The 26,969-nt window shown below is 58.9% G+C and carries 22 protein-coding genes; 17 read left to right on the forward strand and 5 right to left on the reverse strand.

The window, feature by feature from the left end:
- Positions 1-43: 43 nt before the first annotated feature.
- The 3 genes from AB4Z24_RS01125 (at position 44) to AB4Z24_RS01135 (ending at position 3,310) form a co-directional block, all read left to right on the forward strand.
- Positions 44-283: a hypothetical protein gene (locus AB4Z24_RS01125; protein WP_441705235.1), complete on the forward strand. Its 240-nt coding sequence runs from the start codon at positions 44-46 to the stop codon at positions 281-283.
- A gap of 268 nt (positions 284-551) precedes the next feature.
- Positions 552-2,090 (forward strand): DUF1800 domain-containing protein, encoded by a 1,539-nt coding sequence (locus tag AB4Z24_RS01130; RefSeq protein ID WP_441705236.1) that lies wholly within the window; start codon positions 552-554, stop codon positions 2,088-2,090.
- A 26-nt stretch (positions 2,091-2,116) separates the two neighbouring features.
- A complete protein-coding gene (locus tag AB4Z24_RS01135) occupies positions 2,117-3,310 on the forward strand; it encodes a DUF1501 domain-containing protein (protein ID WP_441705238.1) in 1,194 nt (397 codons plus the stop codon).
- 61 nt (positions 3,311-3,371) lie between these two features.
- Here the strand turns inward: AB4Z24_RS01135 and msuE are convergent, their stop codons facing one another.
- From msuE to AB4Z24_RS01150, 3 genes are all read right to left on the reverse strand, one after another.
- Positions 3,372-3,947 carry an FMN reductase gene (gene msuE / locus AB4Z24_RS01140; RefSeq protein WP_441705240.1) on the reverse strand — a complete coding sequence of 192 codons (576 nt, stop codon included), beginning with the start codon at positions 3,945-3,947 and terminating at the stop codon, positions 3,372-3,374.
- 95 nt (positions 3,948-4,042) lie between these two features.
- Entirely contained in the window at positions 4,043-5,023 is a 981-nt protein-coding gene (locus AB4Z24_RS01145; RefSeq protein ID WP_441705241.1) for a D-isomer specific 2-hydroxyacid dehydrogenase family protein, read from the reverse strand.
- Complete coding sequence (locus AB4Z24_RS01150) at positions 5,020-6,129, reverse strand: LLM class flavin-dependent oxidoreductase (RefSeq protein ID WP_441705243.1); 1,110 nt, start codon at positions 6,127-6,129, stop codon at positions 5,020-5,022. The genes AB4Z24_RS01145 and AB4Z24_RS01150 overlap by 4 nt, the downstream gene beginning before the upstream one ends.
- 333 nt (positions 6,130-6,462) lie before the next feature.
- Here AB4Z24_RS01150 and AB4Z24_RS01155 point away from each other — a divergent pair, with 333 nt between their 5' ends.
- The 5 genes from AB4Z24_RS01155 (at position 6,463) to AB4Z24_RS01175 (ending at position 11,954) form a co-directional block, all read left to right on the forward strand.
- A complete protein-coding gene (locus AB4Z24_RS01155) occupies positions 6,463-7,257 on the forward strand; it encodes a class II aldolase/adducin family protein (RefSeq protein WP_441705245.1) in 795 nt (264 codons plus the stop codon).
- 60 nt (positions 7,258-7,317) lie between these two features.
- Positions 7,318-8,655, forward strand: a complete 1,338-nt coding sequence (locus AB4Z24_RS01160; RefSeq protein ID WP_441705247.1) for an LLM class flavin-dependent oxidoreductase — start codon at positions 7,318-7,320, stop codon at positions 8,653-8,655.
- Between the two features lie 47 nt (positions 8,656-8,702).
- Positions 8,703-9,836, forward strand: a complete 1,134-nt coding sequence (locus AB4Z24_RS01165; RefSeq protein ID WP_441705248.1) for an acyl-CoA dehydrogenase family protein — start codon at positions 8,703-8,705, stop codon at positions 9,834-9,836.
- 115 nt (positions 9,837-9,951) lie between these two features.
- Positions 9,952-11,562 carry an FAD-dependent oxidoreductase gene (locus tag AB4Z24_RS01170; RefSeq protein WP_441705250.1) on the forward strand — a complete coding sequence of 537 codons (1,611 nt, stop codon included), beginning with the start codon at positions 9,952-9,954 and terminating at the stop codon, positions 11,560-11,562.
- A complete protein-coding gene (locus tag AB4Z24_RS01175; protein WP_441705252.1) occupies positions 11,559-11,954 on the forward strand; it encodes a 4Fe-4S binding protein in 396 nt (131 codons plus the stop codon). The genes AB4Z24_RS01170 and AB4Z24_RS01175 overlap by 4 nt, the downstream gene beginning before the upstream one ends.
- A 62-nt stretch (positions 11,955-12,016) precedes the next feature.
- On the opposite strand, the gene AB4Z24_RS01180 is transcribed toward AB4Z24_RS01175, so the two are convergent.
- Entirely contained in the window at positions 12,017-13,627 is a 1,611-nt protein-coding gene (locus tag AB4Z24_RS01180) for a rhodanese-like domain-containing protein (RefSeq protein WP_441705254.1), read from the reverse strand.
- Entirely contained in the window at positions 13,624-14,223 is a 600-nt protein-coding gene (locus AB4Z24_RS01185) for a cysteine dioxygenase (RefSeq protein WP_441705256.1), read from the reverse strand. Before AB4Z24_RS01185 ends, AB4Z24_RS01180 begins: the two co-directional genes overlap by 4 nt.
- Positions 14,224-14,855: 632 nt before the next feature.
- Between AB4Z24_RS01185 and AB4Z24_RS01190 the strand changes: the two genes are divergently transcribed.
- Genes AB4Z24_RS01190 through AB4Z24_RS01230 form a run of 9 tightly spaced genes read left to right on the forward strand, consistent with a single transcriptional unit; the run spans position 14,856 to position 26,963 of the window.
- On the forward strand, positions 14,856-17,189 hold the full coding sequence (locus AB4Z24_RS01190; RefSeq protein WP_441705257.1) for a TonB-dependent receptor: 2,334 nt from the start codon (positions 14,856-14,858) through the stop codon (positions 17,187-17,189).
- A gap of 56 nt (positions 17,190-17,245) precedes the next feature.
- Positions 17,246-18,076: an ABC transporter permease gene (locus tag AB4Z24_RS01195; RefSeq protein ID WP_441705259.1), complete on the forward strand. Its 831-nt coding sequence runs from the start codon at positions 17,246-17,248 to the stop codon at positions 18,074-18,076.
- A complete protein-coding gene (locus AB4Z24_RS01200) occupies positions 18,073-19,068 on the forward strand; it encodes an ABC transporter ATP-binding protein (protein ID WP_441705260.1) in 996 nt (331 codons plus the stop codon). Before AB4Z24_RS01195 ends, AB4Z24_RS01200 begins: the two co-directional genes overlap by 4 nt.
- 55 nt (positions 19,069-19,123) lie before the next feature.
- The gene (locus AB4Z24_RS01205; protein ID WP_441705262.1) at positions 19,124-20,035 is read left to right on the forward strand and encodes an oligopeptide/dipeptide ABC transporter ATP-binding protein; all 912 of its coding nucleotides are present in this window, start codon (positions 19,124-19,126) and stop codon (positions 20,033-20,035) included.
- 2 nt (positions 20,036-20,037) lie between these two features.
- Positions 20,038-21,630: an ABC transporter substrate-binding protein gene (locus AB4Z24_RS01210; protein WP_441705264.1), complete on the forward strand. Its 1,593-nt coding sequence runs from the start codon at positions 20,038-20,040 to the stop codon at positions 21,628-21,630.
- A complete protein-coding gene (locus tag AB4Z24_RS01215; RefSeq protein WP_441705266.1) occupies positions 21,627-22,628 on the forward strand; it encodes an ABC transporter permease in 1,002 nt (333 codons plus the stop codon). Before AB4Z24_RS01210 ends, AB4Z24_RS01215 begins: the two co-directional genes overlap by 4 nt.
- Positions 22,629-22,688: 60 nt before the next feature.
- Complete coding sequence (locus AB4Z24_RS01220) at positions 22,689-23,336, forward strand: RraA family protein (RefSeq protein WP_441705268.1); 648 nt, start codon at positions 22,689-22,691, stop codon at positions 23,334-23,336.
- A gap of 24 nt (positions 23,337-23,360) precedes the next feature.
- Complete coding sequence (locus AB4Z24_RS01225; RefSeq protein ID WP_441705270.1) at positions 23,361-24,641, forward strand: NtaA/DmoA family FMN-dependent monooxygenase; 1,281 nt, start codon at positions 23,361-23,363, stop codon at positions 24,639-24,641.
- Positions 24,642-24,659: 18 nt separating this feature from the next.
- Entirely contained in the window at positions 24,660-26,963 is a 2,304-nt protein-coding gene (locus AB4Z24_RS01230) for a molybdopterin-dependent oxidoreductase (protein WP_441705272.1), read from the forward strand.
- Positions 26,964-26,969 lie beyond the last annotated feature (6 nt).

Consider the following 26,969-nt stretch of genomic DNA (forward strand, 5'->3'; position numbering starts at 1 on the left):
TTCCTGCACCTAAGTCCGCGTGGACCAAGTAGGGAGAATGGCAATGAGTCCTAGATCGATATTGAGCGGGCTCGCGCTTTTTGTTGCCGTGCTGGGGTTGGCTTCCCACATGGCGCGCGCAGATCAAGAAGCGAGGGAAGCGGAAATCCTCGGACTGCATCAACTTTGCGACAAAGGCGATCGCCGCGCCTGTGTTCACTTCGGCATTCTTCTCGGCGAAAACCGCGAGCGTCATGAGGAGTGGCGCAAGAGACATCCCGAATGGTGGTGGTGGGAGAGATAAGTAGCAAGGAGCAATTGCGCTCGAACAGATGTTTAAGTAAGCGATTTGGAATGTAGTCGCGGACGTGAGGCAGACGAACCTGCGTCGATCATGTGACAGACATTCGTGTGGTGGTCCTTCGCGATGAGTGATCGCCATAAAGTGCTGTGCTGTGATGATGCGGGAAGGCCCGTTGACGCCTTGGCGACGACAACAATGCGTTCAATAACGGGCCGTCATCTGTTCAAGTTCGCGATGCGATAATTTGCGGTGGTTCGCGGGGTTTTCCATGCGCCTCTTAAAGGCTGCCTTTGCCCTCGTTCTCGTGCTTGCCGTGGTCGACACTGTTGAGACGTCAGCCGGCACCGCCGAGCCGATGAACCCGGCTCCAACCGCACGGGATATTGCCCTGATTGACGCGGTCACCTGGGGTGTTACCGGTTCGACCGTCAAGGCTTTCCAGGCAATCGGGGCTGAAGCCTGGCTGCAAGCCCAATTGCGCCCTTCCGCGGGTTCTCGCCTCCCGGAGGCGGCGCAGACGCAGATCAATACTCTGCCATCTGCGCAAAAATCTGCGCTGGATCTGGCCGCGGAGTTCGACGCCCAAGGGCACGCGGCCAACCAAATCACGGATCCTGTTCAGAAGGCGGCGGCTCAACACACATTTCAACAGGCGATGACCGATATCGCGCATCAGGCCGCAACCCGCACCATATTGCGGGCGCTCTACGCACCTGACCAATTGCGCGAACGCATGACGTGGTTCTGGTTCAACCACTTCAATGTCCATCAATATAAGGCCAATGTCCGTGTGCTGGTGGGCGACTACGAGGAACGGGCAATCCGCGCCCATGCGCTTGGGCGGTTTCGCGATTTACTCGAAGCCACGGTCCGGCATCCGGCGATGCTTCGCTATCTCGACAACGCCGACAATGCAGCCGGACACATCAATGAGAACTATGCCCGTGAGATCATGGAGCTCCACACCATGGGCGTGGGTTCGGGCTACACCCAAAAGGACGTCGAGGAACTTGCCCGCATTCTCACCGGCGTCGGCATCGATATCAAACCGGAAAATCCGAAGCTCAAGCCGGAACTGCAGGGCAAGTTCATCCGTGACGGCCTCTTCGAATTCAATCCTGCCCGCCACGACTTCGGCGACAAAGTCTTCCTTGGCCACGTGATCAAAGGCCGAGGTTTCGTCGAGATCGAAGAGGTGCTCGATATCCTCAGTCGCGAGCCAGCGACTGCGCACCATATCTCGCGCGAGATCGCCACCTACTTCATGTCCGATGATCCACCTCCAACGTTGGTCGACCGGATGGCCCAGGCATTCACCAACACGGACGGTGACATCGCGAGTGTATTGGAGACACTGTTTCGCGCGCCGGAGTTCACCGCATCTCTCGGGAAACGTTTCAAGGATCCGGCGCGGTACGTCTTCTCCGCGGTGCGTTTGGCCTATGACGACAAGGTCATTCTCAATAGCGCTCCCATTCAGAACTGGCTGAACCGGCTTGCTGAAGGTCTCTACAATCACCAGACGCCGGATGGTTATCCGATGACATCATCCGCCTGGAACGGCTCCGGGCAGATGATGACGCGCTTTGAAATTGCCCGCCAGATTGGCTCGAATTCGGCTGGCCTGTTCAAGTCGGCGGAGTCGGACGCGGTGGACAAACCCGCTTTTCCCCTTCTCGAGAACGCGCTGTATTTTGGCAGTTTGAACCGAATGCTCGGTTCGCCGACGCGAGCCGCTCTCGACGAAGCGGTTTCACCGCAAGACTGGAACACGCTGTTCCTATCGTCCCCCGAGTTCATGAATTAACAGGATCGCACCGCAGGAGAGACACCATGCTCTTTCATCGCCGTCAGATGATCCAGGGACTCGCCGCTCTTGGTCCCATGACCGTGGCCGGCCGTCTATGGGCAGCTCCGAAGACCGACGCGCGTCTCCTCATCGTGTTCTTGCGCGGTGCCTATGACGCCGCCAACGTGGTGATCCCGGTCAGCAGCGATTTCTACTATGCCTCCCGACCGACACTTGCCATTGCGAAACCGAATTCGGCCGTACCCAACGCTGCTTCGTCGCTGGACAGTAACTGGGGCCTTCATCCGGCGTTACGCGAAACCATCCTTCCACTTTTCGCCAAAGGACAAGTTGCCTTCGTGCCTTTCGCCGGAACCGATGACCTGACGCGCAGCCATTTCGAGACGCAAGATACGATAGAACTTGGACAGAACATCGAAGGCGAGCGCGACTTCCGCTCGGGGTTCATGGCCCGCCTCGCCGCCACGCTGACCCGCGTGCGGCCGATCTCATTCACCGACCAGATCCCTCTGACATTTCAAGGTGGCGAACCCATACCGAACATCGCCATTAACAATGTCGGCAAGGCTGGTATCGACGATCGGCAAGCGAATCTTATCACGTCCATGTATGAGGGTCAGCCTTTGTCCCCGGCCGTGCGAGAGGGATTTCGCGTGCGAGATGACGTGTACCACGCGATTACGGACCACATGATGGAAGCAAGTCGAGGCGCGGTGTCGCCAAAGGGCTTCGAGCTGTCCGCCCGCCGCATCGGCCGTCTGATGCGCGATCAATTCAATCTCGGCTTTGTCGATGTCGGCGGCTGGGACACGCACGTCAACCAGGGTGCCGCTACCGGCTATCTTGCCGATCGTCTCGCCGAACTCGGCCGTGGTCTCGCAGGGTTCGCCGAGGAAGTCGGCCCAAATTGGAAGGACACGGTTGTCGTCGTCGTATCCGAGTTCGGCCGTACTTTCCGTGAAAACGGCAATCGTGGCACGGATCACGGCCATGGTAGCGTCTATTGGGTGATGGGCGGCGGCATTAAGGGCGGCCGGATCGCGGGCGAACAAGTGGCGGTCGACCAGGCTCACCTCTTTCAGAACCGCGACTACCCAGTGCTTACGGACTATCGCGGCCTTCTGGGAGGCCTCTTCCAACGCATGTATGGACTCGATCAGAAGGGGCTTCAGCGCGTCTTCGCGTCCGTAGAACCTCGAGACCTCAAATTGCTCTGATCACAATAGACCGGCTTGGTTTAACTCCCGGATGGTCAAAAGCATCACGTCACCGTTTCTGCTATGCCGGCTCGATCGCAACTCTCCGATCGACGGTCTTCAATAGGGCGACGAACTGCGAGACGGCGAGATCAATCCGCTCTTTCACGATGGGATCGACGATCACCCCGTCGAGAAAATTGCTGTCCGCCGCATAAACGGCAGTCGGGACCGTTAAAGCGGAGAAAAATCCAAACAGCGGCCGCAATTGATGCTCGATGATCAGTGAGTGACGCAAGCCGCCGCCGGTAGCCGCGAGCAGGACGGGCTTGCCCACAAGGGCTGTCGGGTCCACGAAGTCGAAGAGATGCTTGAGCAGCCCCGGGTACGAGCCCTTGTAAACCGGAACCGAGACGATCAGCGCGTCAGCGCTTTCGATGGCCTCTAGGATTTTCTGAGCTTCCGGGGGAAGGCTCGTTCGCACGAACGCGCCCAAGCCTGGCCCAGCATCGACGAGGTCGAAAGAGCGCACGTCGATTCGCGCACTCGCAGCGATTGCTTCGCTCACGTGTTCCGCGAGCGCTCTCGATTTGGACGGACGATGGGTATTGCCGCTGATAGCGACAACTTTAAGCGGAACTGTTGGCAGTGCTGTCATGTCTCTGGTTCTCGATAGGAGCCGCCTCAGTAAAGTACAGCGCATTTCTATTCAACGAAACGTTGGCGATCAGTGCCGGGCGTCACGACACCAACTCAATAGCCCCGATGCGGATCGACAATGTCGGGCAACGGCCGTCGTTCGCGATAGCGATTGATATTGTCGACGAGCTTGTCAATGAGCTTGTCGAAAGCCCCGTCCGTTATCATGGAAATGTGCGGCGAGAGCTGAACGCGCGGATGCGTGTAGAAGGGATGACCTTCCGGCAGCGGCTCCGGGTCCGTAACGTCCAGGCTCGCGAGGCCGATCACCTCACGATTCAAGGCATCGAGCAGAGCCTCTTGATCGATCAGCGAGCCGCGCGCGACATTGATGAGGTGCAGCCCCCGCTTGGCTTGCGCCAGCACGTCTTTATCGATGATGCGATAGGTTTGCGGTGTCGCGGGAAGCGCGATAACGGCATAATCGGACTGCGCCAACAGCGCGCCGATGTCAGGCGCGCGTTCGACGCCGTCGATCCCAAGTGGCGCATCGGTGCGCCGGTGCGCCACGACGCGAAAACCAAAGGGCAGGGCGAGTTCGGCGATCCTCCGCCCGATCGCGCCGAAGCCGATAAGGCCGAGCGTGGCGCCGGCGACATCGCGCGTGCGCAGTTTATTTCTTTCCCATTCCTCGGGACTATGCGCCCAGATTTGGGGCAGCCGGCGGGCGGCGCTTAAAATCGTGGCGAACACGTACTCGGCGATCGGCTGGGCCGAGGGACCGCGGGCGCAAGTGACAATCGGTCCGTCGAATAACCAGCGAGGATAGCCGTCCGAACCCGCTGAGAACAATTGAATCCAACGGATTGCGCCCGGCCACGCCGCAGGTGGCTGGCTCAACGCGCGTACTTCCGGCGCGCGCAATGGCATGGCGAGGAGGATTTCAGCATCACTCGCCCCGATATCGAAGTCTCCCCGCGACAGATCGGCAAAAGCGATCCCCGGGACACGTTGGGCAATCCTATCGTTGAACGCTTTGCCCAATTGGCTCGCAACAACGAGAGGCCGCACCTTGGCATCGAGAACCTGGTTCATCCGGCCTTGGCTTCCGCACTGGGCGCGGCGGCCTCGCGTTCGGCTACGGCCTCGCGGACAAGCGGAATAAGCTCGCGGCCATATTCGATCGTATCCTCAAGCGGATCGAAGCCGCGGATCAGAAAGGTCGTGATGCCGAGATCATAATATTCGAGCAGCGATTCAGCGACCTGTTCGGGCGTGCCGACCAGGGACGTGGAATTGCCCTTGGCACCGGTCAGCGCGGCAATTTCAGTCCACAGTCTCTTGTCGACGACCCGGCCATTCGCGGCGGTTTCAAGCAATCGCAGAGAGCCGACATTGGCCGGCGGATTGGTGCGCTGATAAAAGGAATTTTGCGCGACCGCGGCTTTGGCCTTGGTCAAAATCTCGTCCGCCTTTTCCCAGGCCTTGGCTTCCGTCGCGCCGAGGACGGGACGCAGGGATAGGCTGAATTTGATCTGATTGGCGCGGCCGAAGGGCGCGGCGGCGGCGCGGACACGCGCGATGGTCTCACGCACCTGAGCGAGCGATTCACCCCATAGGGCATAAACGTCGGCAAAGCGCCCCGCCACCTTGATAGCTACGTCAGAAGAGCCGCCGAAATAGATCGGAATATGCGGCTTCTGCGCCGGCTTGATCGATGAGAACGCACCTTTGAACTTATAATAGGTGCCTTCATGATCGATAGGCCGATCGTTGGTCCAGATCTCCTTGAGGATCTGAATATATTCCTCGCTTCGCGCATAGCGCTGATCGTGATCGAGATAGTCGCCGTCGCGCTGCTGCTCCTGATCGTCTCCGCCACTGATGATGTGAATGGCAAGTCGGCCGTCACTGAACTGATCCAGCGTCGCGAACGCCCGCGCCGCGTATGTCGGAGAGATGAAGCCCGGCCTGTTGGCCAGCAGAACCGCGATACGATCGGATTGATGGATGATGTCGGCCGCGATTTGCAAGCCATCGACCGAGGCGCTCGAATGAGCGATCAGGATCCGGTCGAAGCCGCTCGCATCGTGCGCCCTCACGAGGGCGCGAAGATATTTTTTGTCGAGAGCCGGTCCCTTCGGCGGGATGCTTTCCGAAGTTTCCTGCGCGACGACCATTCCAATGAATTGCACAGACATGAGACACCCCCGGAGAACTTTTGCGCGGCAACGGCTGCCACAAGAACTCTATCGGGAGGGACGCCTGGAAAACATTTCATATCCTTCAAGCCGTGCATTGAAGAAACTCACGCGGGTACGCGTAGCATGGCTCCCATGCATCTTGAGAGAGTTCCTCAGTGCCGAAGCGGCCCTCTTCTATGACGGAGAAATGTGGGGCCCGCACGCCGCGCTTGGCGGAACTTTGCCGTCGCCGCGCGATCAAGCGATCGTTGAAGCACACATTTCATTTTTTCATTCTGATGTGCCGCCGCCGACGCTTAGAACATGACTTGTTCAGTCATGGAGGTTGTGATGACAGCCCTTGCCTTCCCTAGCCCTCAAGGCATCCCGCGGAATATCTCGCCGGAAGAATGGTCTGTCCGGGTCAATCTCGCAGCATTCTATCGACTCGCCGCGATCTATCAGTGGGACGACCTTATCTTCACTCACATTTCCGCGCGCGTGCCGGGCAAGGAGGAACATTTCCTCATCAACCCATATGGCCTGATGTTCGAGGAAATCACCGCTTCCAGCCTCGTGAAGATCGACCTTGACGGCAATCTCGTCGAGGAAAACGATTACGGTATCAATTATGCCGGCTTCGTGATTCATTCCGCAATTCACGCCGCTCGGCCGGATGCGCTCTATATCGCGCATTTTCATTCCGCCGATGGAGTCGCCGTTTCCGCTCAGGCCGGCGGTTTGCTGCCACTGAACCAGCGCGCGCTCGCTATCATTCCCTCGCTCGCCTATCACGATTACGAAGGCATTGCGTTGAACCTTGACGAACGGTCGCGGCTGATCGCCGATCTCGGCGACAACAACTATTTTCTTTTGCGCAATCACGGCACGCTCGCGCTTGGGGCGTCGCCCGGCGCTGCGTGGACCCGTATCTATTCGCTCGAATCTGCCTGCACGGCGCAAGTGCGGACCCTGTCGATTGGGCGCGATAAAGTTCTGATTGCTCCGGACGCAGCCCAAGAGGAAGTGCGTCAACAGATCAATCGCACCCGTAAGCCTGTCGAAGGCAGCAAGAGCGCTTATGAGCTCGCCTGGGAAGCTTCGCTGCGCAAGGCAGCCCGGCACTCGCCTGGTTTCGACCGATAAAATCGCCGCCCTCGATTCTTACAGCGTGATCGGGCCCCGCCCCAAAAAAAGTAAGCTGGAATGTCCTTCTCTCGCAAAATAAAACTCGGCCTTATCCTCCACGGTGTGGGCCGGACATGGGACGATTGGCGTCATCCTGACCGCGACGTTCATGCGAGCACCAGCTATCCCTTTTACCTGCATCAGACGCGACTCGCCGAGGAAGGTAAGTTCGACTTAGTCTTTGTCGCAGATTCACTCTCGATCAACGAGAAATCCAGTCCACATTATCTGAACCGCTTCGAGCCGATCACCATTTTGTCGGCGCTCGCGGGGGCGACCCGCCACATCGGCCTCGTCGGCACCGTGACGGTGAGCTATTCGGAGCCTTTCAACGTGGCCCGGCAATTTGCCTCGCTCGATCATATCAGCGGCGGCCGCGCCGGCTGGAACGTCGTGACATCCTGGCTCGGCGAGACAGCAGCGAACTTCAGCCGCGACAAACATCCAGAACATGCCGAACGCTATCGCATCGCGGCGGAACATCTGGATGTCGTCCAGGGACTTTGGGACAGTTGGGAAGACGACGCGCTTGTCGGCGACAAGCAAAGCGGCACATTCATCGATCCCGCCAAACTGCACCGGCTCGATCACAGAGGGAAATACTTTCAAGTCCGGGGACCGCTCAACATCCGCCGTTCGCTTCAAGGTCAGCCGGTAATCTTCCAGGCCGGCGCCTCGGACACAGGCCGCAACTTCGCCGCCCAGAGCGCGGAAGTCATATTCACTATTCCGCAAAATCTCGAGGAGGCGCAGGAATTTTATAGCGACGTCAAGCTACGGGCACGCAATGCCGGCCGCGGTGAGAACCTGCCTTGCGTTCTCACAGGCATAAATCCTGTCGTCGGATTGACGCCACAGGATGCCGAAGCACGTTACCAGGAGTTGGCTTCACTCGGCTCGTTGGAAACCGGCCTCGGCATGATCTCGCGGATGTTCAACGACCACGATTTTTCTCAATATGACCTCGACGGTTCCTTCCCCGATGTCGAAGTACTGGGTCGCGATTCAAGCCAAAGCAATTCGCAGCGCATCTTGAAGGCCGTGCGTGCCGGTAATCTCACCTTGCGCCAGATTGCCGAGCAGATCGCAACGCCGCGGAGCGAATTCTTGGGGGCGCCCGACGAGATTGCGGACCGGCTGCAATATTGGTTTGAGAACGAAGCCGCAGATGGTTTCATTTTCTTCGAAACTCTTCCAGGGCAACTCGAGATTTTTGTCCGTCATGTCGTTCCGCGCTTGCAGGAGCGAGGTCTGTTTCGCAATGATTACACGCACAACACATTGCGTGAAAATCTCGGGCTGGACATTCCCGTCAACCGCTATAGGGCACAACGCTTCGCCCGCAGCAGCGCCTGATCCCCGCCATGAGCCGTCTCGCTGTGAAAAATGTTGAGATCGAATCTTTGACGAGAAACTTGAATCTCAAGGAGACGCTCGATCGTATCGTGACTGTTTTTGCGGATCGCGCACCGCATTACGATCGTATTGGAGAGATCGCGTTCGACAATATCGCCGACCTCAAGGCTGCCGGATTGTTGGCTGCAGCCGTTCCCCGCGCTTATGGCGGCGATGGGGCCGGGTTGCGACAGATCGTCGAGATCATCGGCCGGATCGGCGAAGGCGATCCCTCGACGGCCCTGATCCTCATCATGCAATATCTTCAATCCGGCGCGATCGGCCACTCGACGATCTGGCCGGAAGTCGTCAAAGACGAGGTACTTTCAAGCATCGTACGCGACGGCGCATTGGTCAATGCATTGCGTGTCGAGCCGGAACTCGGCACACCCGCGCGGGGCGGTCTGCCGGCAACGACGGTGCGCCGCGAAGGCGACATCTGGCTCCTCAACGGACGTAAAATCTTTTCGACGGGCTCAAGCGCTTTGCGTTGGGGCGTCGTCTGGGCGCGTACGGAGGAAGCTGAGCCGCGAGTCGGCCAGGTGATCGTCCCGCTGGATCTGCCAGGAACACGTATCGAGAAAAGCTGGTTTCATCTGGGAATGCGCGCGACCGGCAGCGACACGATCATTTTCGAGAACGTGGCCTTGCCCGAGCGCTATCTCGTAAATTTGCAGCGGCCAGCCGAAGCAGCAGAGGAGGCCCTAGCGAGCTGGCACGCAGTCACCGTCGCGGCACTTTATGACGGCATCGCACGGTCCGCCCGCACGTGGCTGATCTCCTTCCTGCGCAACCGCATCCCTTCCAATCTCGGCAAGTCCTTGGCGACACAGCCGCGCTTTCAAGCGCTGCTGGGGGAAATCGAGGCGCTGCTGCTGGTGAACCGGTCCCTCATCGAGCATGCCGTCTCGCGCGAGGAGGCGGGCGAGAAGCCGACGACCGATGCCGGGCTCGTCAAGCATGTGGTGACGGAAAACGCCATTGCCGCGATCAGCAAGGCCGTCGCTGCCATCGGCAATCCGGCGCTCACTCAGAGCAATCCACTGGAGCGGCACTATCGTGACGTTCTTTGCGGGCGCATTCACACGCCGCAGCAGGATGTGGTGCTGTCTGCTTCGGGTCGGGCTGCACTGGGCGTCTAAGCGAGTTTGCTTACGAGACCTCGATGCGTGGACGTCATCCGACTGGACATCGAAGACAACGGCGCGAGCCGCTTGCGACGTGCATGAAGAACAGCGGAGTTGTCCAAAGGCAGTGATGATGACTTCTTCGTCGCTTGAAGACTTATCGATAACGACCGATGTGCTGATCGTCGGTGGCGGAATGGCAGGTGCCTGGGCGGCGACATCCGCCGCGCAGGCCGGCGCGAAAGTCGTTCTGGCTGACAAGGGTTATTGCGGAACAAGCGGTGTCACAGCAACGGCTGGACCTGGCCATTGGTGGGTTCCGCCGAATCCTCCTGAAGCGCGCGACATCGCAGTGGCCAATCGCGTTGCCGCCGGACTTGGGCTTGGTGAGGCCGAGTGGATGTATCGCATCATCGATCAGACTTGGCGTACGTTGCCGACGCTTGCCCGCCACTACGCGTTCGGCGTCGATGAAGCAGGTCGCGTGAACTACCGCGCCGTGCGTGGGCCCGAATACATGCGTGCCCTGCGCCAGCACGTATTGAGCCACGGCGTCGCCATTCTCGATCATTCACCAGTCCTTGAGCTGCTGGCGAGATCGGATGGCTCGATCGGCGGAGCACGCGGCCTGCGCCGGCGCGATGGTGGCCGGTCGTTTCAGGTCAACGCAGGTGCGGTGGTCCTCGCTGCTGGCGGGACCAGCTTCCTGTCTCATCTGCTCGGGTCGGGAACGAACACGGGAGACGGCTACCTCATGGCGGCTGAGGCGGGTGCCGAGTTGTCCGGAATGGAATTCACCGCCGTCTACACCATTGCACCGGCACACTCCACGATGACGCGAAGCATGGCCTATTCATTCGCGACTTACTACGGCGCCGACGGGAGTGAACTGGATTTGCCGAAGATAGGCCCGGATTTGACGGTTTCCCTGGCCCGCGCGCTGCAGCGGGGCCCTGTCTATTGTTCGCTGAACCGAATGCCGGACGACATCAAGGCGAGGCTGCATACAATCTCCCCGAACGTCCCGCTGGTATTTGACCGCTGGGGCATCGATCCCTACCGTGATCGCTTCGAGGTTACGCTGCACAATGACGGTACCATTCGAGGCATCGGCGGCGTGCGCGTGCACGACGCCGATTGCGCGACATCAGTTTCAGGGTTGTTCGTCGCGGGCGACAATGCATCCCGCGAGAAGGTTGCGGGCGCGGTCACTGGTGGCGGTAATGTCAATTCGGCCTGGGCGCTTTCATCCGGTGTCCTTGCCGGACGTGCGGCGGCGCGTTTAGCGCGCAGCACGCAGCGTGACGGTGCGCATCTTCGGCCGCTCGGTCGTGCCGGACTTCGGCCACGTCGGCAGCCGAAAGCGGTCGATTTCGCAGCGGCGCGTAACGGCGTGCGAGCGGAGATGCACCCGTTTGAGAAAACTCTCTTCCGTACCGAAGCCGGGCTCAAGGCATCCTCGCTCGCACTCGAAAATCTGTGGGCCGAGCTGGCGGATCACGCACACACGGGCACGCTTGCCATGCGTGAGACCGCGGCGCTGCTCGCAACGGCACGCTGGTCGGTGGCCACGGCGACGACGCGTCGTGAGACCAGAGGCATCCATCGCCGCGACGATTTTCCCGTGCAGGATTCCGGCTTCGCAGTGCGCCTCCTCAGCGGCGGATTGGACCAGGTCTGGGTGAGGATCGACGGGACGAGCGCCAATGCCCAACCCAGCCAACTCGAGGCCGCATCATGATCGAGCTCATTGTTGCGGATCGGTGCACGGATTGCGGAGCATGCGTCGAGGTCTGTCCAACGAACGTGCTTGATCAGGGCGCCGGCCTGCCGGTTCTGGCGCGGGTGGAGGACTGTCAGACCTGCTTTATGTGCGAGCTCTATTGTCGGGCCGATGCGATTTACGTGGCGCCAGATTGCGACCGGCGTGTCGCTGTGAGCGCGGAGGAGGTGATCGCGTCCGGTTGTCTTGGCCAATACCGGAAGCACTCCGGCTGGGACGAATGGGCGGATCGCTTTCCCAACGAGCAATGGCTGATGGATGCTGTATTCCGTCGCGCCACCGCGGCCGCTTCGGAGGAGGCAAAGGCGGGACCGCACGCCGGAGCGGAAGAGAACCAGCAACCGAAATAGATAGAGTATCCCGACAAAAAGCAGTCAACGATCTGCTTGTCGGACACGGCTGCACTTAGCGCCTAAGCCGGCACATATACAAAGAACCCATGCGTACCGTCACGATCGAGCTGCGCCACGAGGCCGAACTCCCAGTCGAGATAGGCTTGCATGGCCGCCGCGGCATTATCCGTGCCCTCGTAGGGACGTTTGTAGACATCAATCGGCTCTGAGAGCGCCGCAGCTGAATCGAACCCCGTTTCGATCGGCAATCCTGCCGCAACCCAGGCCCGCGTTCCACCTTCGATCACGCGCAGTCTGGCGCCGGTGGCGGCGGCGATTTCCGGCGCCGCGATCCGCGCCGCCACGCCATCGGGCGACGTGAGAACGATGTTCTTCGCGCCTTTGAGTCGCGGGTGACCGGAAAGATCGCCGCGAATGGCGAACACCGCTCCCGGAACATGACCCTTGCGAAATTCCGGACTTGTCGCGAGATCGATGAGCAATCGATCGCCGCACTTCTCGGACTCGAAATTCCGGGGTGTAACCGTTTCCACCTCCGGCAAGGAGTCCGCAAGGATCGGCGGCTCCGGGCCCCGCAGGAACGATAGACCCGACCGATCGTCCAGCACATAGACCTCCCGCCAGCCGAGCTGGCGCAGCCAGTGCGCCGTCATGCGTGCGCGCACTCCGTCATCGTCGGTCAGCACGATGGTGCCGTGCCGCACGCCGATCCACTCGTCCGTCGCCTGCACAAGCTGGCCGCCCGGCGCGGAACGGAAACCCTCAAGATGACCGGCCTCGTATTCCTCGGGCGCGCGCACGTCCAGTTTGTAGAGCGTGCGGGCCGGATCGGCTTCGAGAGCTGAGAGCCCGGCGGCGTCGATCACCCGAACCCCGGTTTGCGCGGCGAGTTGCACAGCCGCCGCCCGCGCCTTTGCGATATTCGCCGCGCCCGGCTCGCCGGCGCGATCCAATGCGCCGCGCGCCAGATCAAAACCCGCGAGCGTCCAGCCGATCGTGCCATTGCGCAAGGCGAAAACCGGATTGGGAATGCCGGCGTTGACCAGCGATTGCGCGCCTATGATCGACCGCGTGCGGCCAGCACAGTTCACGACCACAGTGGTTGCCGGCGAAGGCGCCAAGTCACGGACGCGCAGCGCCAGTTCCGCACCGGGCACCGAGCGGCCGCCGGGGATCGACATGACGTTGAATTCACTGAAACGCCGCGCATCGAGAATGACCAGATCGTCGCCTCTCGCGATCCGCTCCTTGAGCTCGGGAGCCGGCAGCGACGGCGTATGTCGAACATGCTCGACAAGCTCTCCGAACGCCTTCGACGGTACATTGACGTCGATGAAGATTTCGCCACCCGATTGCCGCCATCCCTCAAGGCCGCCGTCGAGAACCGATACGTTCCTGTAGCCAAGCGCGGCGAGCACCGGCAGCGCGCGGTTCACTCGTCCCTCGCCGTTGTCATAGATAACCAGCAGCGCAGTGCGGCGCGGCACGAGGGCAGCGATGCGCTCCTCGATCCGGCCGAGCGGCAGATTGACCGCGAACAACGGATGCGCCTGCGCGAAAGGACCTTCCTCACGCAAATCGACAAGCGCGATCTCCTCGCCGCCGCGCAGCCGGCGCCGCACCTCCTCCGGAGTTATGGCGGCAACGGGGCGCGAAACTGGAACGTTCATGCCGCTTCCGCGGCACGCGAACGATCCCAAAGATTGGGAATCTCGGAACTCGAATAGCCTGAGATGAACTTTTTCTCTCGACCGCTTTCCGGATCGTATGTCGCGCGCGACACCGCACCGATATTGGCGCCATAGACATGGATGGAGATTGACGCCTGGTCCGCCAACGCATTGGCGACCTGGTGATAATCGTTGACCTCGGGAGTAAGGATCGCAACCTCTCCAGGCGTGAGTACGGTTGTCTCCCGCGGCTCGAAGCGACCGTTCGGCTCGCGCACGAACTGCGTCTCAGCCTCGCGGCCGCGCAGCATTCCGATGAGGCCCCACACACGGTGATCGTGCAGCGGGGTCTTTTGTCCTGGTCCCCAGACGAAGCTTACGACCGAGAATCTCTCCAGCGGATCGCAATGAAGTAGGTACTGAGTGTAACGTTCCGGGTTCGGCTGCGCGAACGGCTCCGGCAACCAATTATCGTGCGCAACAAGTTCACGCAACAAAACAGCGCCTTCTTTTTGCACGGCATCGACCGGCAAATCCCGCTCGAAAAGCCCGGTGAAGCGTACAACGAAGTCCCGCAACGGAACGATGGAGGTCATGGGCTCAATCCAGGTATCGCGGCACGTCCCGCGGCAGAAAACTAAACGCAGGGGCGCAGGGACGAGCAAGTTAAGAATGCTCAAGGCACATTTCATTTTTTTTCACAACGAAATCACTCTTCCTCTCCGCGTCGGCATGGCACACGCGTGGCCGATTGCGTAGCAAGCGCGTAGCGGATTGAATACCGGGCTGGGGGCCGGTCCCGGCCCTGAATGGATTCGCTTCGCTCGACGCTGACAGCTCGGGGCCGCTGTTGCGGCAACTTGGGCGCACGAGCCTACGCGGCACTCTGCTCCCGCGATGACACGAAATGCGGGGGCACTTCCGCCCCGGACGGCGGGCCCGGTCCCACAGCACCGACGGCGGCTTCCTTGTGATGCAGCCGCATTTCCCCCCTGACGCCGGATCACGAGCGGTTGCTCGCAGCGCTGAGACTTCAGTTTTCTCAAACTGCCAGCTTTGCATTCCTCGCTTTTTTTGGCCGCCCCTGAGGGTGTTCATTTGCGGATCTCAAGGCCTGTGGTGGGGATCGCAAGGCCCGAGGGGATCAAAATCGGGGGACGTTTTAATGTTCGGTTCGCATCGCGTGTTCAGTAAAAAATCCATTCGGCAGCCGCTGGGATATAGCCTCGTGGCCGTACTGGCAGTCACGAATTTCGGCTTGTCCCGGGCCGACGCCCAGGAAGCCTCGACACAACAAACAACGACGCAGAAAGCAACAACACAGCAAGCCGGGGCGCAGGGATCCACGGCACTGGAATCCACGTTACCGGGAACCACGATACAGGACGTCGTCGTTTCAGCGCAGGACGATGCGCTCCCGCCGCCGCCCGATCCAACATCGGCGGGCACGACATTGGGCGCCAAGACGGTCGATACGTTGGCCCTCGGCAAACTCAGCGACATCGTCGCTGTTACGCCAGGCGTGTTTATGCCGCAAACGGGCATCACGCCGTCACATGTCACCGTTTTTATGCGGGGATTCGGCGAGCTTCATCAGCAAGGCCGTCCGTCGATTCCGATCTATATCGATGATGTCTATATCCCGCGCACGCAAGGCGCGAATTTTAATTTTATCGATCTCGACACGATCGATATCTCGCGCGGTCCGCAAGGCTTTACATTCGGCCATAGCGCGGAGGCAGGAACCATCAGTGTTCATACGACGGAGCCGACTGACAAATTCACCGGAACTCTTCTTACCGGGTACGGCTCCTACAATGAAGTCAAGACGGGCGCTGCGCTCAGCGGTCCGATTCTGCCGGGGTTGCTGTACGGAAGTCTGGCTTTCCAACATCGTCAGCGTGATGGATACACCGATAACGTGAGCAACGGCCGCGAGGGTAACAACATCGACATAACGGATTTGAGGGGCAAGCTGCGCTTCACACCCAACGAGAAACTCGAGATCATCACGAAGCTCGACTCCACGTTGGACAACAGCGACGCAACCTTGTGGAGCGATCGATCCCGATCGACCGATCCGAACGTCGCTTACAGCAATGTCGATCCTTGGAATAAATATCGCCAATTCGGTGCTTCGAATGTCGTGTCATATGCATTGACCGACGAATTGAAACTGAAATCAATCACCGCATATCGCGGCTACCGGTCTGATACCGTATTCGACAACACCGGAGATCCCTATGCGAGAGGCATAGGTGTGCTCTCTTACGACGATCGCTCGGTGACCCAGGAAACACGCCTCAGCGGACAATATGATCGTTTCAATTTCGTTGTCGGCAACTGGCTGTCGAAGGAAAACTGGCTGCGCCAGGGTGGGAACAACGGAAGCACGACGCTCGCTCCTGATCCAAATGCCTCAGTCTATTATCCAGTTTATAATCTCCTCAAGACGGACGAGAGGGAGCTGGCATTTTTCGGTCAAGGGACGCTCAAGGTGACGGACGCGCTGTCGCTGACTCTTGGCGGCCGCTGGAACTATAATTCGGCACATCAAACGGTAGAAAACTATTCGTTGGGTGGCTCAGCAGGATTCCGTACGTCGGACTGGCTTCTGGATCAGGCACTGCTCTATAGCACCGCGAACCAACCGATCGGTTCCGTGCCGGCAGGAACGTCATTGAACTGGACAGCGAACGCCAAGGATTCCTGGCAGATGTTCACGCCGAAGGCATCCATCGAATATCAATGGAGGCCGGAATTTTCGACTTATGCGACCTTCTCAAAGGGCCAGAAAACTGGCGGATTTGACTTCGGCGGTTTGACGCCGTTTGCAAGCTCGCGGCTACAGAGCAGCCTGCCTTATGGTCCCGAGGTCGTTAAAAATTATGAGTTGGGTTTCCGTACTTCGCTCCTGAACAACAAAGTCACGTTAAATGGCGCGGTCTTTTATGACGCCATCGATGACGTGCAATTGACGACGACGGATCCGGTTTCGCTGATCAGCCGCCGCTTCAACGCCGGTTCGGGTCATTCTAAGGGCGTCGAGCTGGAATCGTCGATTCTGGATATTCTCCCGGGCCTCGACGTCAATCTGAGTGGCGGCTATCTCGATGCGCAGCTCGATGATTTTGCGGGCATAGCGAAGACGGTCACCTATGCGAATGGTCTCGTTCTTAATTCGACGCCGTTTGACGGCGCCCGTTTGCCGAACTCTCCGACGTGGCAGGGCTTCTTGGGACTGACCTACACCGTTCCCGTTGATTTACCCGGCACGTATCGCGTCGGCGGCAACGTGCAATACAAGTCGGCCACCTTCAACGACGCATTGAACAACAGCGTCAACCAGATTCCGGACCAGACACTCATCAATGGGTTCCTTAGCTACACAACGGCGGACACCCATTGGACGTTTCGGATCGATCTGCGGAACGCTCTCGACGAACGTTATCCGCAGTGGGCGAACTATGTCGTGCAGCCAGGGACTGGGACGCTTCTCTACAGGGGCGCCTACTACAACGAGCCGCGCACAATATTTACGAGCTTGAAATATTCGTTCTAGCTCAAAGGATGCAAGGACATAGATCCGTCGATCGCACAGCTCAGATCGGGACCGCAATGGTAGCGTTGCTCAAGAAATCATACGACAACAACTCGCTTGTTTCTGGAGCAACGCTGCTATCGGTTCTCGCGGCGGTCATCATTCTCGCGCCGTTTCTCTACCCCGGCGATCCGCAGAGCATGGTCGCCCCCGCTCTCATTCGCCCCGGCGAGGATGCACGCTATATGCTGGGCACTGATGGTTTAGGACGCGACTTGGCGGCCGAGCTGATGCACGGGGCCGGCATATCGGTCATGATCGGAATTGGCTCGGTCACAGTGGGTGTTTTTATCGGTACGATAATCGGCGCTCTAGGCGGGTATTTTGGTGGTCTTGTTGATGATCTACTGACCCGATTGACCGAGCTGTTCCAGACGGTACCAACCTTTCTTCTTGTCATGGCGCTTGTCTGCGTCTTTGAACCGTCGATCGTCGTTATCATAGCTGCCATTGCGGCAACGTCGTGGGTGTCTGTCGCGCGCATAACCAGGGCGCAGTTTCGCACCTTGCGTCAACGTGATTACGTTCTCGCGGCGCGAACACTCGGATACAGCGATGCGCGGATAATCGCCATCGAGATTCTGCCCAATGCGATAACCCCGATCGTCGCCAACATCTCCCTTATGATTGCCTCCGCAATTTTGTTGGAATCGGCCTTGTCATTCATCGGACTTGGCGATCCGAATGTCGTGAGCTGGGGAAGCATGATCGCGGAAGGGCGCGATTACATGCGGTCTGACTGGTATCTGATCGCCATTCCCGGCACCGCCATCGCGACCACCGTTTTCGCATTCAATCTCGTTGGAGACGGCTTGAGTCATGTGTTGAATGCGAGATCGTCGTCGTGAGCGGACTTATCGCAGATATTCGTGGACTGTCCGTGCACTTCGGTGAGCATCTGATCGTCGACGGCATAGATTTCTCCATTCAAGAGAATGAAATTCTCGCGCTCGTGGGTGAATCCGGCTGCGGAAAGTCCACGGTGGCGCTGTCTCTACTCCGTCTGCTGCCCGACAAGGGCTGCACCGTCGCCGGAAAAGTTCTTCTCGGCGGCCGGGACATCCTGACCCTGCCGGAGAACGAGCTCAATGATCTGCGCGGTAGCGCCGTATCGATCATATTTCAGGATCCCTCGACGGCGCTCAATCCAGTATGGAGCATCGGCTCGCAGATCGTCGAGACCTTGCGCCGGCACCGGAATATGTCGGCGAAGGCGGCGCGGCGGCACGCCATCGAACTTCTGGATCTGGTGGCCATCCCCGACCCACATCGGCGCATCGACGATTTTCCGCATCAGTTTTCTGGCGGAATGCGGCAGCGCGTGATGATCGCGATGGCGATTTCCTGCAATCCACGCCTGCTCGTGGCGGATGAGCCCACGACCGCACTGGACGTCACGACCCAGGCGCAGGTCCTTGAGCTTCTGGACAAGCTGCGCCGGGATTTGTCGATGAGCATTTTGCTGATCACTCACGATCTCAGCCTTGTTGCTGATTGGGCGGATCGTGTTGTCGTCATGTATGGTGGTCAGATTTGCGAGACCGCGCCGACGCGATCGCTTTTCTCGGCTCCGTTTCATCCCTACACGCAGTGCCTTCTGGCATCGATACCGCCGTTAAATGGCGGTCCAACGCATCGCACCGGACGGCTGTTCGAAGGGCGTTCTGGCGCGGTTGTGACAGCGTCGGCAGCTGGATGTCGCTATGCAGCACGCTGCGACCTGGCCGAAGCAAGCTGCCTTTCGGCGAAGCCAGCACTTTTCTCCGTTGGGGCAGGATCGCATCTTGCCGCATGTCCTGTCGTCAAGCCCAGTGTGTCTCTTGCCGCTACTGTCATTTGAAAATGTCGAGGTCGTCTATCGACAGGCCCGAGAACGGCGCAAGGCGCTCGATCGCGTGTCCTTTGCGATAGAGGCAGGGGAAACCCTCGCGCTGGTTGGAGAGTCAGGCTCAGGCAAATCGACGCTCGCAAAAGCCGCGATCGGGCTTGTGCCAATATCCTCGGGCACGATCCGCCTCGATGGTATCGATCTTGCGCGGCGGCATCGCTCCATCAGGGCGCTGCGGTCCCGTATGCAAATGGTCTTTCAGGATTCAGGATCCGCCCTCAATCCTTTGCAAACGATCCAGCGCATTCTCGAAACACCGCTGAAAATTCGGGGCGTGCCGCGTCCGGAGCGCATCGCACGGATCGCCGAGGCGCTTGATCAGGTAAATTTAACAACCAGTATTCTCACACGCTATCCCCACGCCCTTTCGGGCGGCCAAAAACAGCGGGTCGGAATTGCGCGCGTTCTGCTTCTGAAACCCGAAATTCTGGTTCTCGACGAGCCGGTTTCGTCTCTCGATATTTCGATGCAGGCGCAGGTGCTCAATCTGCTGGCCGACCTTCAGGACCATCACCGGTTCGCATATCTTTTTATTTCACATGACATGCGCAGCGTGAATTTCCTGTCAGACCGCGTCGCGGTCTTGTATCTCGGACGCATCGTCGAGCTGGCCGACCGTGCAGCATTGCAGGCGAACCCGCTTCATCCTTATACGCGGCTCTTGTTCGAATCGATTCCGGGACAGGGACGCAGGCACATCGAGCTGCCCTCGACCGAGGCATCAGGCACCGAAACCGCGGATACCGGATGCCGGTTTCACAGGCGTTGTCCGCTGGCCACCAGCCTTTGCCGTGAGGTTGAGCCGGATCTGCATGTGACCGGCCACGATCATTTTATCGCTTGTCATCACACGCAGGCAGATGAGGTTGCTCCTGCACGATTGTCGCGTCGTGCCGTCAACGATCTGGGAGCGATATGATCATGACGGGAATCTCGCGCCGGTCATTCAATCTTGGGGCCACTGCCGGCATAGCCGGCCTGTTGTCTGCGAAGCGAGTATCGGCGACCCCGGCGCGCGGCGGCGTTCTGACCATGCTTCTGGCCGGCGAACCGATTGCCCTGAGCGCTATCGCTTATTCGGGACCGACACGCAACGTGAGCCCAAAGCTTCAGGAGGGATTGGTTGCATTCGATCTTGAGGGGAATCCCAAGCCGCAGCTCGCAACGAGCTGGTGGATAAGCCCGGATCGCAAGACTTATGGCTTCTCATTGCGTCCGAATGTGCGCTGGCACGATGGTCAGCCTCTGACATCGGCTGATGTCGCCTATTCCATCCTGACGTTGAAAAAGTTTCATCCTTACGGTTCGGCGACGCTGGTCAATGTAAGCGACGTCGAAACGCCGGATGAGCATACCGCCATCATACATTTGTCGTCACCGTCGCCCGCGCTTCTGGGCGCACTTCGCGCGGAATTCTCGCCCATTGTGCCAAAGCATCTCTATGCGGATAAAGACCCGCGGACAAATCCGATCAACAATGCTCCGGTTGGAACCGGCCCGTTCAAATTTCTCAATTGGGAGCGCGGAAGCCACATCACGCTCGTGCGCAATCCAGACTATTGGGATCAACCGAAGCCTTATATCGACCGCCTGATCTTCAAGATCATTGCCGACGGCAATGCGCGCGTTGCCGCCTTCGAGACGGGAGATGTCGACATCGGCGCCACCCCGGTTCCACCCAATGAGGTCAATCGGATTCTGCGACTACCGCATTTGCGCTCGGAGCATCAAGGCTATGCATGGCTCGGATCCTTGACATTTCTCATGTTCAATCTCGAGCGCCCTCCTTTTGACAAGCTCGCCGTGCGCCAGGCGATTGCTCACGCAATCAATGTTCCGCGTATGCTGGATATCATCTGGTACGGTCGCGGCGTCGTGTCGAGCAGCCCCATCGTGCCGAGCCTGAAACCCTTTCATACCGATGTGCCGGGATATCCCTACGACCTGGCGCGGGCGAATGCCTTGTTGGACGACGCGAACCTGCCGCGGCGCTCTGGCGGAATCCGGCTCAGGATAGACTTTGACTATCTCCCCTATGGAGACGGCTATCATCAGCTTGCGAAGTATGTTCGTGCGTCGCTCGCCGATGTGGGCATTCATGTCACGATCCGCGCGCAGGATTTCGGCGCCTATGTTCGCCGCCTTTACACGCAACGTGATTTCGGGCTTGCGCAGGTCTCCGTGGCCAATGATTACGATCCGACTGTCGGTGTACATAAATTATACTGGTCCCGGATGTTTCATCCCGGAATACCGTTTTCCAACGGTCCCCATTATCATAACCCGCGCGTCGATGAACTCCTCGAAGCGGCATCCAGCGAAATCGATCTCAACAAGCGGATCGCGCAATATCGCGAATTCCAGCTCATCGTGGATCAGGATCTTCCGCACATCAATCTTTTGTCTCTCGACAGTTACACGATCTATCATCGGAAAGTCCGCGACCACACCGTGACCGTCGACGGCCTCGCCGGAAACTTTGCCGATGTCTCCATCGATCCGAGTGCAACATGAAATTTTCTGGTCTTCGACGCGGTCTTGTCATGTCCGGCCGCATTCTTCTGTCCATTCCATTTCGCGCGCTGCCGACATTGCTCGCGGCGATCGTGGTGAGTTTTCTGCTGCTGAGATTGATTCCTGGCGATGCGGTCGATGTCATGGCTTCGCAGGTGGCGCTTTCAAACCAAAGCGATATAGCGAAATGGCGTCACGATCTTGGCCTCGATCGGAGCAGCGCCGAACAGCTTTTGGATTATATCATCAATCTCGCGCGGCTCGATTTTGGCTATTCGTATATCTATAACATGCCTGTCGCCAGCCTGATCGGGGAACGCCTTCCGTCGACGTGCTTGCTGGCGGGTACAGCTTTTGTCGTCGCGATGGGCATTGGCATCCTGGCCGGAGTGATCTCAGGCTATGCAAAGGGTAGCGCGCTTGATCAGCTGATTTCCGCTGGCTTGCTTTTGCTCTATTCGGTTCCCGCGTTCTGGACGGGACTGCTTCTGATCGAAGTCTTCGCCGTCTGGCTAAATTGGCTTCCGCTCGGTGGTTCTCGATCCTTGGAACTTGATCTCTCCGGCGCAGCCTGGATCGGAGACAGGCTTCGCCATCTTGTCTTGCCGGCCTTGACGCTGGCTCTCTTCTACATCGCAGTCGATGCACGCCTGGTTCGGGCATCCATGCTCGAAGTACAGAGCCAAGATTATATCCGGACTGCGGTCGCCAAGGGCCTAGATCGGCATACGATCGTCTGGAAGCACATGCTCAGAAACGCCTTGCTGCCGCTTACGGCGGTCGCCGGAAATCGTATCGGGGCAATGCTTGGCGGCGCCGTCACCATCGAGACGGTTTTCAACTGGCCTGGCATGGGACGTTTGGCGTTCGAAGCAGTCCTGAAGCGGGACTTCACCGTATTGACCGCAATTCTCGTCCTTTCCGCATTCTTTGTGATCCTTGCCAATATCATCGTGGATTTGATCCAGGTCTGGATCGATCCACGTATCGAACACTGAGGAATGAATTCATCCTCAACCGCCTACCCAACGAGAATATCCACCCTTAGGGAGTTTGAAATGCCCGCATTCGTCAATCCGTTTCCGCCGCAAATATCCGCGGATCTTGTCAAACGGTTTGCGCAATGCGAGACCGGAACCATCGGGCATTTCGAATATGAGGGGTTTCTCCATAACCATCTGCGCCCGGTTTTGCCGGGCGTGCGTGTCGCAGGTACAGCGATTACCTTGCGTGCGCCGAGCATCGTCGGCAGCCTGTCTTCCTATTTGATCTCCAATGCACGTCCCGGAGATTTCATCGTCGTTGATCGCTGCGGTGAATCAAAACATGCCAACTGGGGCTATGTCACGAGCTACGCTGCCAAGCTCGCGGGTGTCGTTGGTATAGTGATTGACGGCCCAACAACCGATCTGCAGGAGCAGCGGGATCACGGGATACCGTGCTGGTGCAGCGGCGCATCGCCCATAACGGTCAAAGGCAAATTGCCGGTCGAGGGCGCAATCAATGTACCGGTTTCCGTGGGTGGTGTCGTTATCTCTCCCGGCGACGCCGTGCTTGCCGACGACAGCGGAATCTTCGTGTGTTCGCCCGCTCGATTGGAAGCGATCGTGAACGAGTCTCTTCGCCGGCAAGAAAATGAGAAAACAACGATAGCGCGACTGACGCGCGGCGAAACCTTGCTCGACATATTCGGGTCACCTGCGTGATTGGTGGCAAAGAGGATCAACGACATGAGCAAAGCTCTGCATTTTACGGCTTTTCAAATGCTGAGTCCCGGCGATCGCGGTGCCTGGCGCGATCCCGACAACGTCCGCGATCCGACGAACCTACGTTATTGGCAGAAGCAGGCCCAGCTCCTGGAGGCTGCGGGGTTCGATGCGATCTTCTTCGCCGACGTACTCGGCGTGTTCGAGACGCGCGAAACGGGACCCGAATTGTCAGTGCGGGACGCGCATGTCTTTCCCTTGGGCGATCCGTTCGTTCTCGTCTCGGCTTTGGCTTCGGTAACTGAAAAGCTTGGTTTTGTCGTCACCGCGTCGAGCACCTATGAGCCGCCTTTCCTATTGGCGCGGCGCTTCAGCACGCTCGATCACTTCACCGGCGGCCGGATCGGCTGGAATATCGTCACCTCCTACCTTGACAGTGCTGCCGCGAATTTCGGGCTCGACGAGCAGATTTCGCATGGCGAGCGTTATAAGCGGGCCGACGAATATATCGAGGTGCTGGAAAAGCTTTGGCTCGAGTCGTGGAAGCCGGGGGCTCTCGTACGCGATAAAAATGCGGGAATTTATGTCGATCCGGCCAAGGTGCATCCGATCAATCACCGCGGTCAGTATTTCAACGTTCGGGGCCCGCACCAGACCGAACCGTCGCCGCAAGGCAAGCCCGTCTATTTCCAGGCAACTGCGTCCGAGACGGGCTTTGATTTCGCCATACGTCACTCAGAGGCGCTCTACACCAATGCAGGAACCCTGGAAGGGCTCGCGGCCAATATCAAAAAGCTCGAGCTTATGGCCGCGGCAGCCGGCCGGAATCGTCCGCGCATATTTACGGGCGTCACTATCGGCGTCGCGAAGACGCGCGAGGAGGCGCAACGGAAAATAGATCGCCAGGCACAATTTCAAAGTGATGAAAGCGTGCTTGCATGGAACGGCATAGACATCCGGCAGTATCCACGGGATATGCTTCTCTCGGAATTGAAAACCTATGGAACCACGAGGCCCTTGCGATCGGTGAACGGCAGACACGACGTCACCATCCAGGATTATATCGATCATGTTCGCAATCAGCAGTCACCATTCACGGTCATTGGTACGCCGGAAGAGGTCGTGGACAGGTTGGTCGAAATATCCGAGCAGACGGGGCTTGATGGGTTCAACATCAGCTCAGCGAGTTCGCCTGGGATTTACGACGATTTTCTCGAATTTCTAACGCCATTGCTGCGAAAGCGCGGACTTCTTCCCGAAGCGGACGCTGCTCCATTCCATTTGCGGGATAGGCTCGCGCTTTGAGCTTCGTGCGTCGAACCCATGATTGAGCATCGATATTCAGCCGCACATTGGGGCATCTACGAGATCGATCCGAACCCGTCCGAAGATCGGCCGAAGCTTCGATCGTTTTCGCTCGACCCCGATCCCAATTCGATTGGGCTAGACCAACTCGACCCATCCGTCACCGCCTTGCGAATTGCGCGACCCGCGATCCGCGAAAGCTGGCTCGAAGCGGGAGCAGGGACAAACCCCTCAAAGCGAGGAAGAGAACGCTTTGTAGAAGTCGATTGGGAGACCGCGCTCGATCTCGCGGCCAGCGAGATTGCAAGAATCAGCGCCTCCCATGGCAATGAGGCGATCTTTGGCGGATCATACGGATGGTCGAGCGCCGGCCGCTTTCATCACGCGCAGAGTCACTTGCATCGGTTTTATAATAATGTCGGCGGCTACGTGCGCAGCGTGGACTCCTACAGTCTTGGCGCGGCGCGCGTGCTCATGCCCTACATCGCGGCCGGAATGGACGAATCCAATGTGTCTCATACGTCCTGGGACGTGCTGGCGGCGCATTGCGAATTATTCGTGAGTTTCGGCGGGATGCCGCTCAAGAACACGCGCGTCTCACCGGGCGGCGCCGGACGGCATCGGGCGCGTGATGGCCTGCAGCGGATGCGGAACGCCGGCGCCCATATCGTCAATATCAGTCCTGTCAAAGACAGCCTCGAAGACGGCGCTTCCGACGAATGGATTCCAATTCGGCCCAATACTGATACGGCGATGCTGCTGGCTTTAGCGCATGTCGTGCTGAATGACTCGCGTTTCGATCGTAGCTTCCTTGACAGCCACACGGTCGGCTTCGACCGCTTCCTGCCCTATTTGACGGGCGTGACAGATGGAATAGCCAAAACCCCGGCCTGGGCTGCGCGTATTACCGGCGTATCGGCGGTGCGAATAGAACGACTCGCCCGCGAGATGCTTGGCAAGCGCACCATGCTCAATATTGCCTGGGCGCTTCAACGCGCAGCGCATGGCGAGCAGCCTTTCTGGATGCTGGTGACGTTGGCGGCGATGTTGGGACAGATCGGGCTGCCGGGTGGCGGCTATGGGCTTGGCTACGGCGCGATGAATACGATGGGGAGCAGCCATCCGCGCGTCCCCGGCCCGACCCTGCCGCAGGGCAGGAATGCGGTATCGGCATTTATTCCAGTCGCACGTTTTGCCGATATGCTGCTTCATCCGGGCGGGACGTTTCGTTACAACGGCGGCCTCCACCGTTATCCTGACATTCGGCTGGTGCATTGGGCAGGCGGCAATCCCTTTCATCACCATCAGAATCTGAACCGCCTCCGCCGGGCCTGGGAAAAGCCGGAAACAATTATCGTTCACGAGCAATATTGGACCCCGGTTGCGCGTCACGCAGACATCGTCCTGCCGGCGACGATCAGCCTCGAGCGCGATGACATCGGCTTTGCAACGCGCGAGGGATATTTGATCGCGATGCGGCGCGCGGTTGCGCCATATGGCGACGCCCGAGATGACTTCGCGATATTCTCCGGACTTGCCCGTCGTCTCGGCCTGGAGGCGGATTATACCGAGGGGCTTGAAGTCTCCGGCTGGCTCCGGCGCCTTTACGAGAAAAACCGCTTGCAGGTTGCAGAAGCCGGCATCGAACTCCCCGATTTCAATGATTTCTGGGAGACGGGATTCATCGATTACTCACGGCATGACAGGCCCCATGTCATGCACGCTGACTTTCGCCGTGATCCCGTATCCTGTCCGCTGCCCACGCCATCGGGCAAGATCGAAATATTCTCCGAGCGTATCGCCTCGTTCGGGCTTGAGGATTGTCCAGGCCATCCGGTTTGGCGAGAGCCATTTGAATGGCTGGGACACGCCGAGGCGAAGCGATATCCCCTGCATCTCCTCTCCGACCAGCCGGTTCGCCGCCTGCACAGCCAGCTCGATCAAAGTCCCTATAGCCGCGCCGGCAAGATTTCGGGACGTGAACCCGTCTATCTCAATCCGAAGGATGCCGCTAAGCGCGAAATTGCGCAGGGCGACGTGGTCGAATTATTCAATGACCGTGGACGCTGCCTGGCCGGCGCGCTTCTGAGCGAAGCAATTATGCCAGGAGTGGTGCGCCTCTCGACAGGCGCGTGGTTCGATCCCGGCGATGATGTCGAGAAGCACGGCAACCCCAACACATTGACGCTGGATCGCGGCGCTTCGACCCTGTCGCAAGGCTGCAGTGCACAGACCTGCCTTGTTGAAGTCCGGCGATTTACAGGGCCTGTCCCACCTGTGTCTGCTTTCACGCCACCGGCAATCATTGTCAAAGAGGTATGACCCTCT

The organism is Hyphomicrobium sp. 2TAF46 (genome assembly GCF_052114865.1).
Classification (GTDB): domain Bacteria; phylum Pseudomonadota; class Alphaproteobacteria; order Rhizobiales; family Hyphomicrobiaceae; genus Hyphomicrobium_B.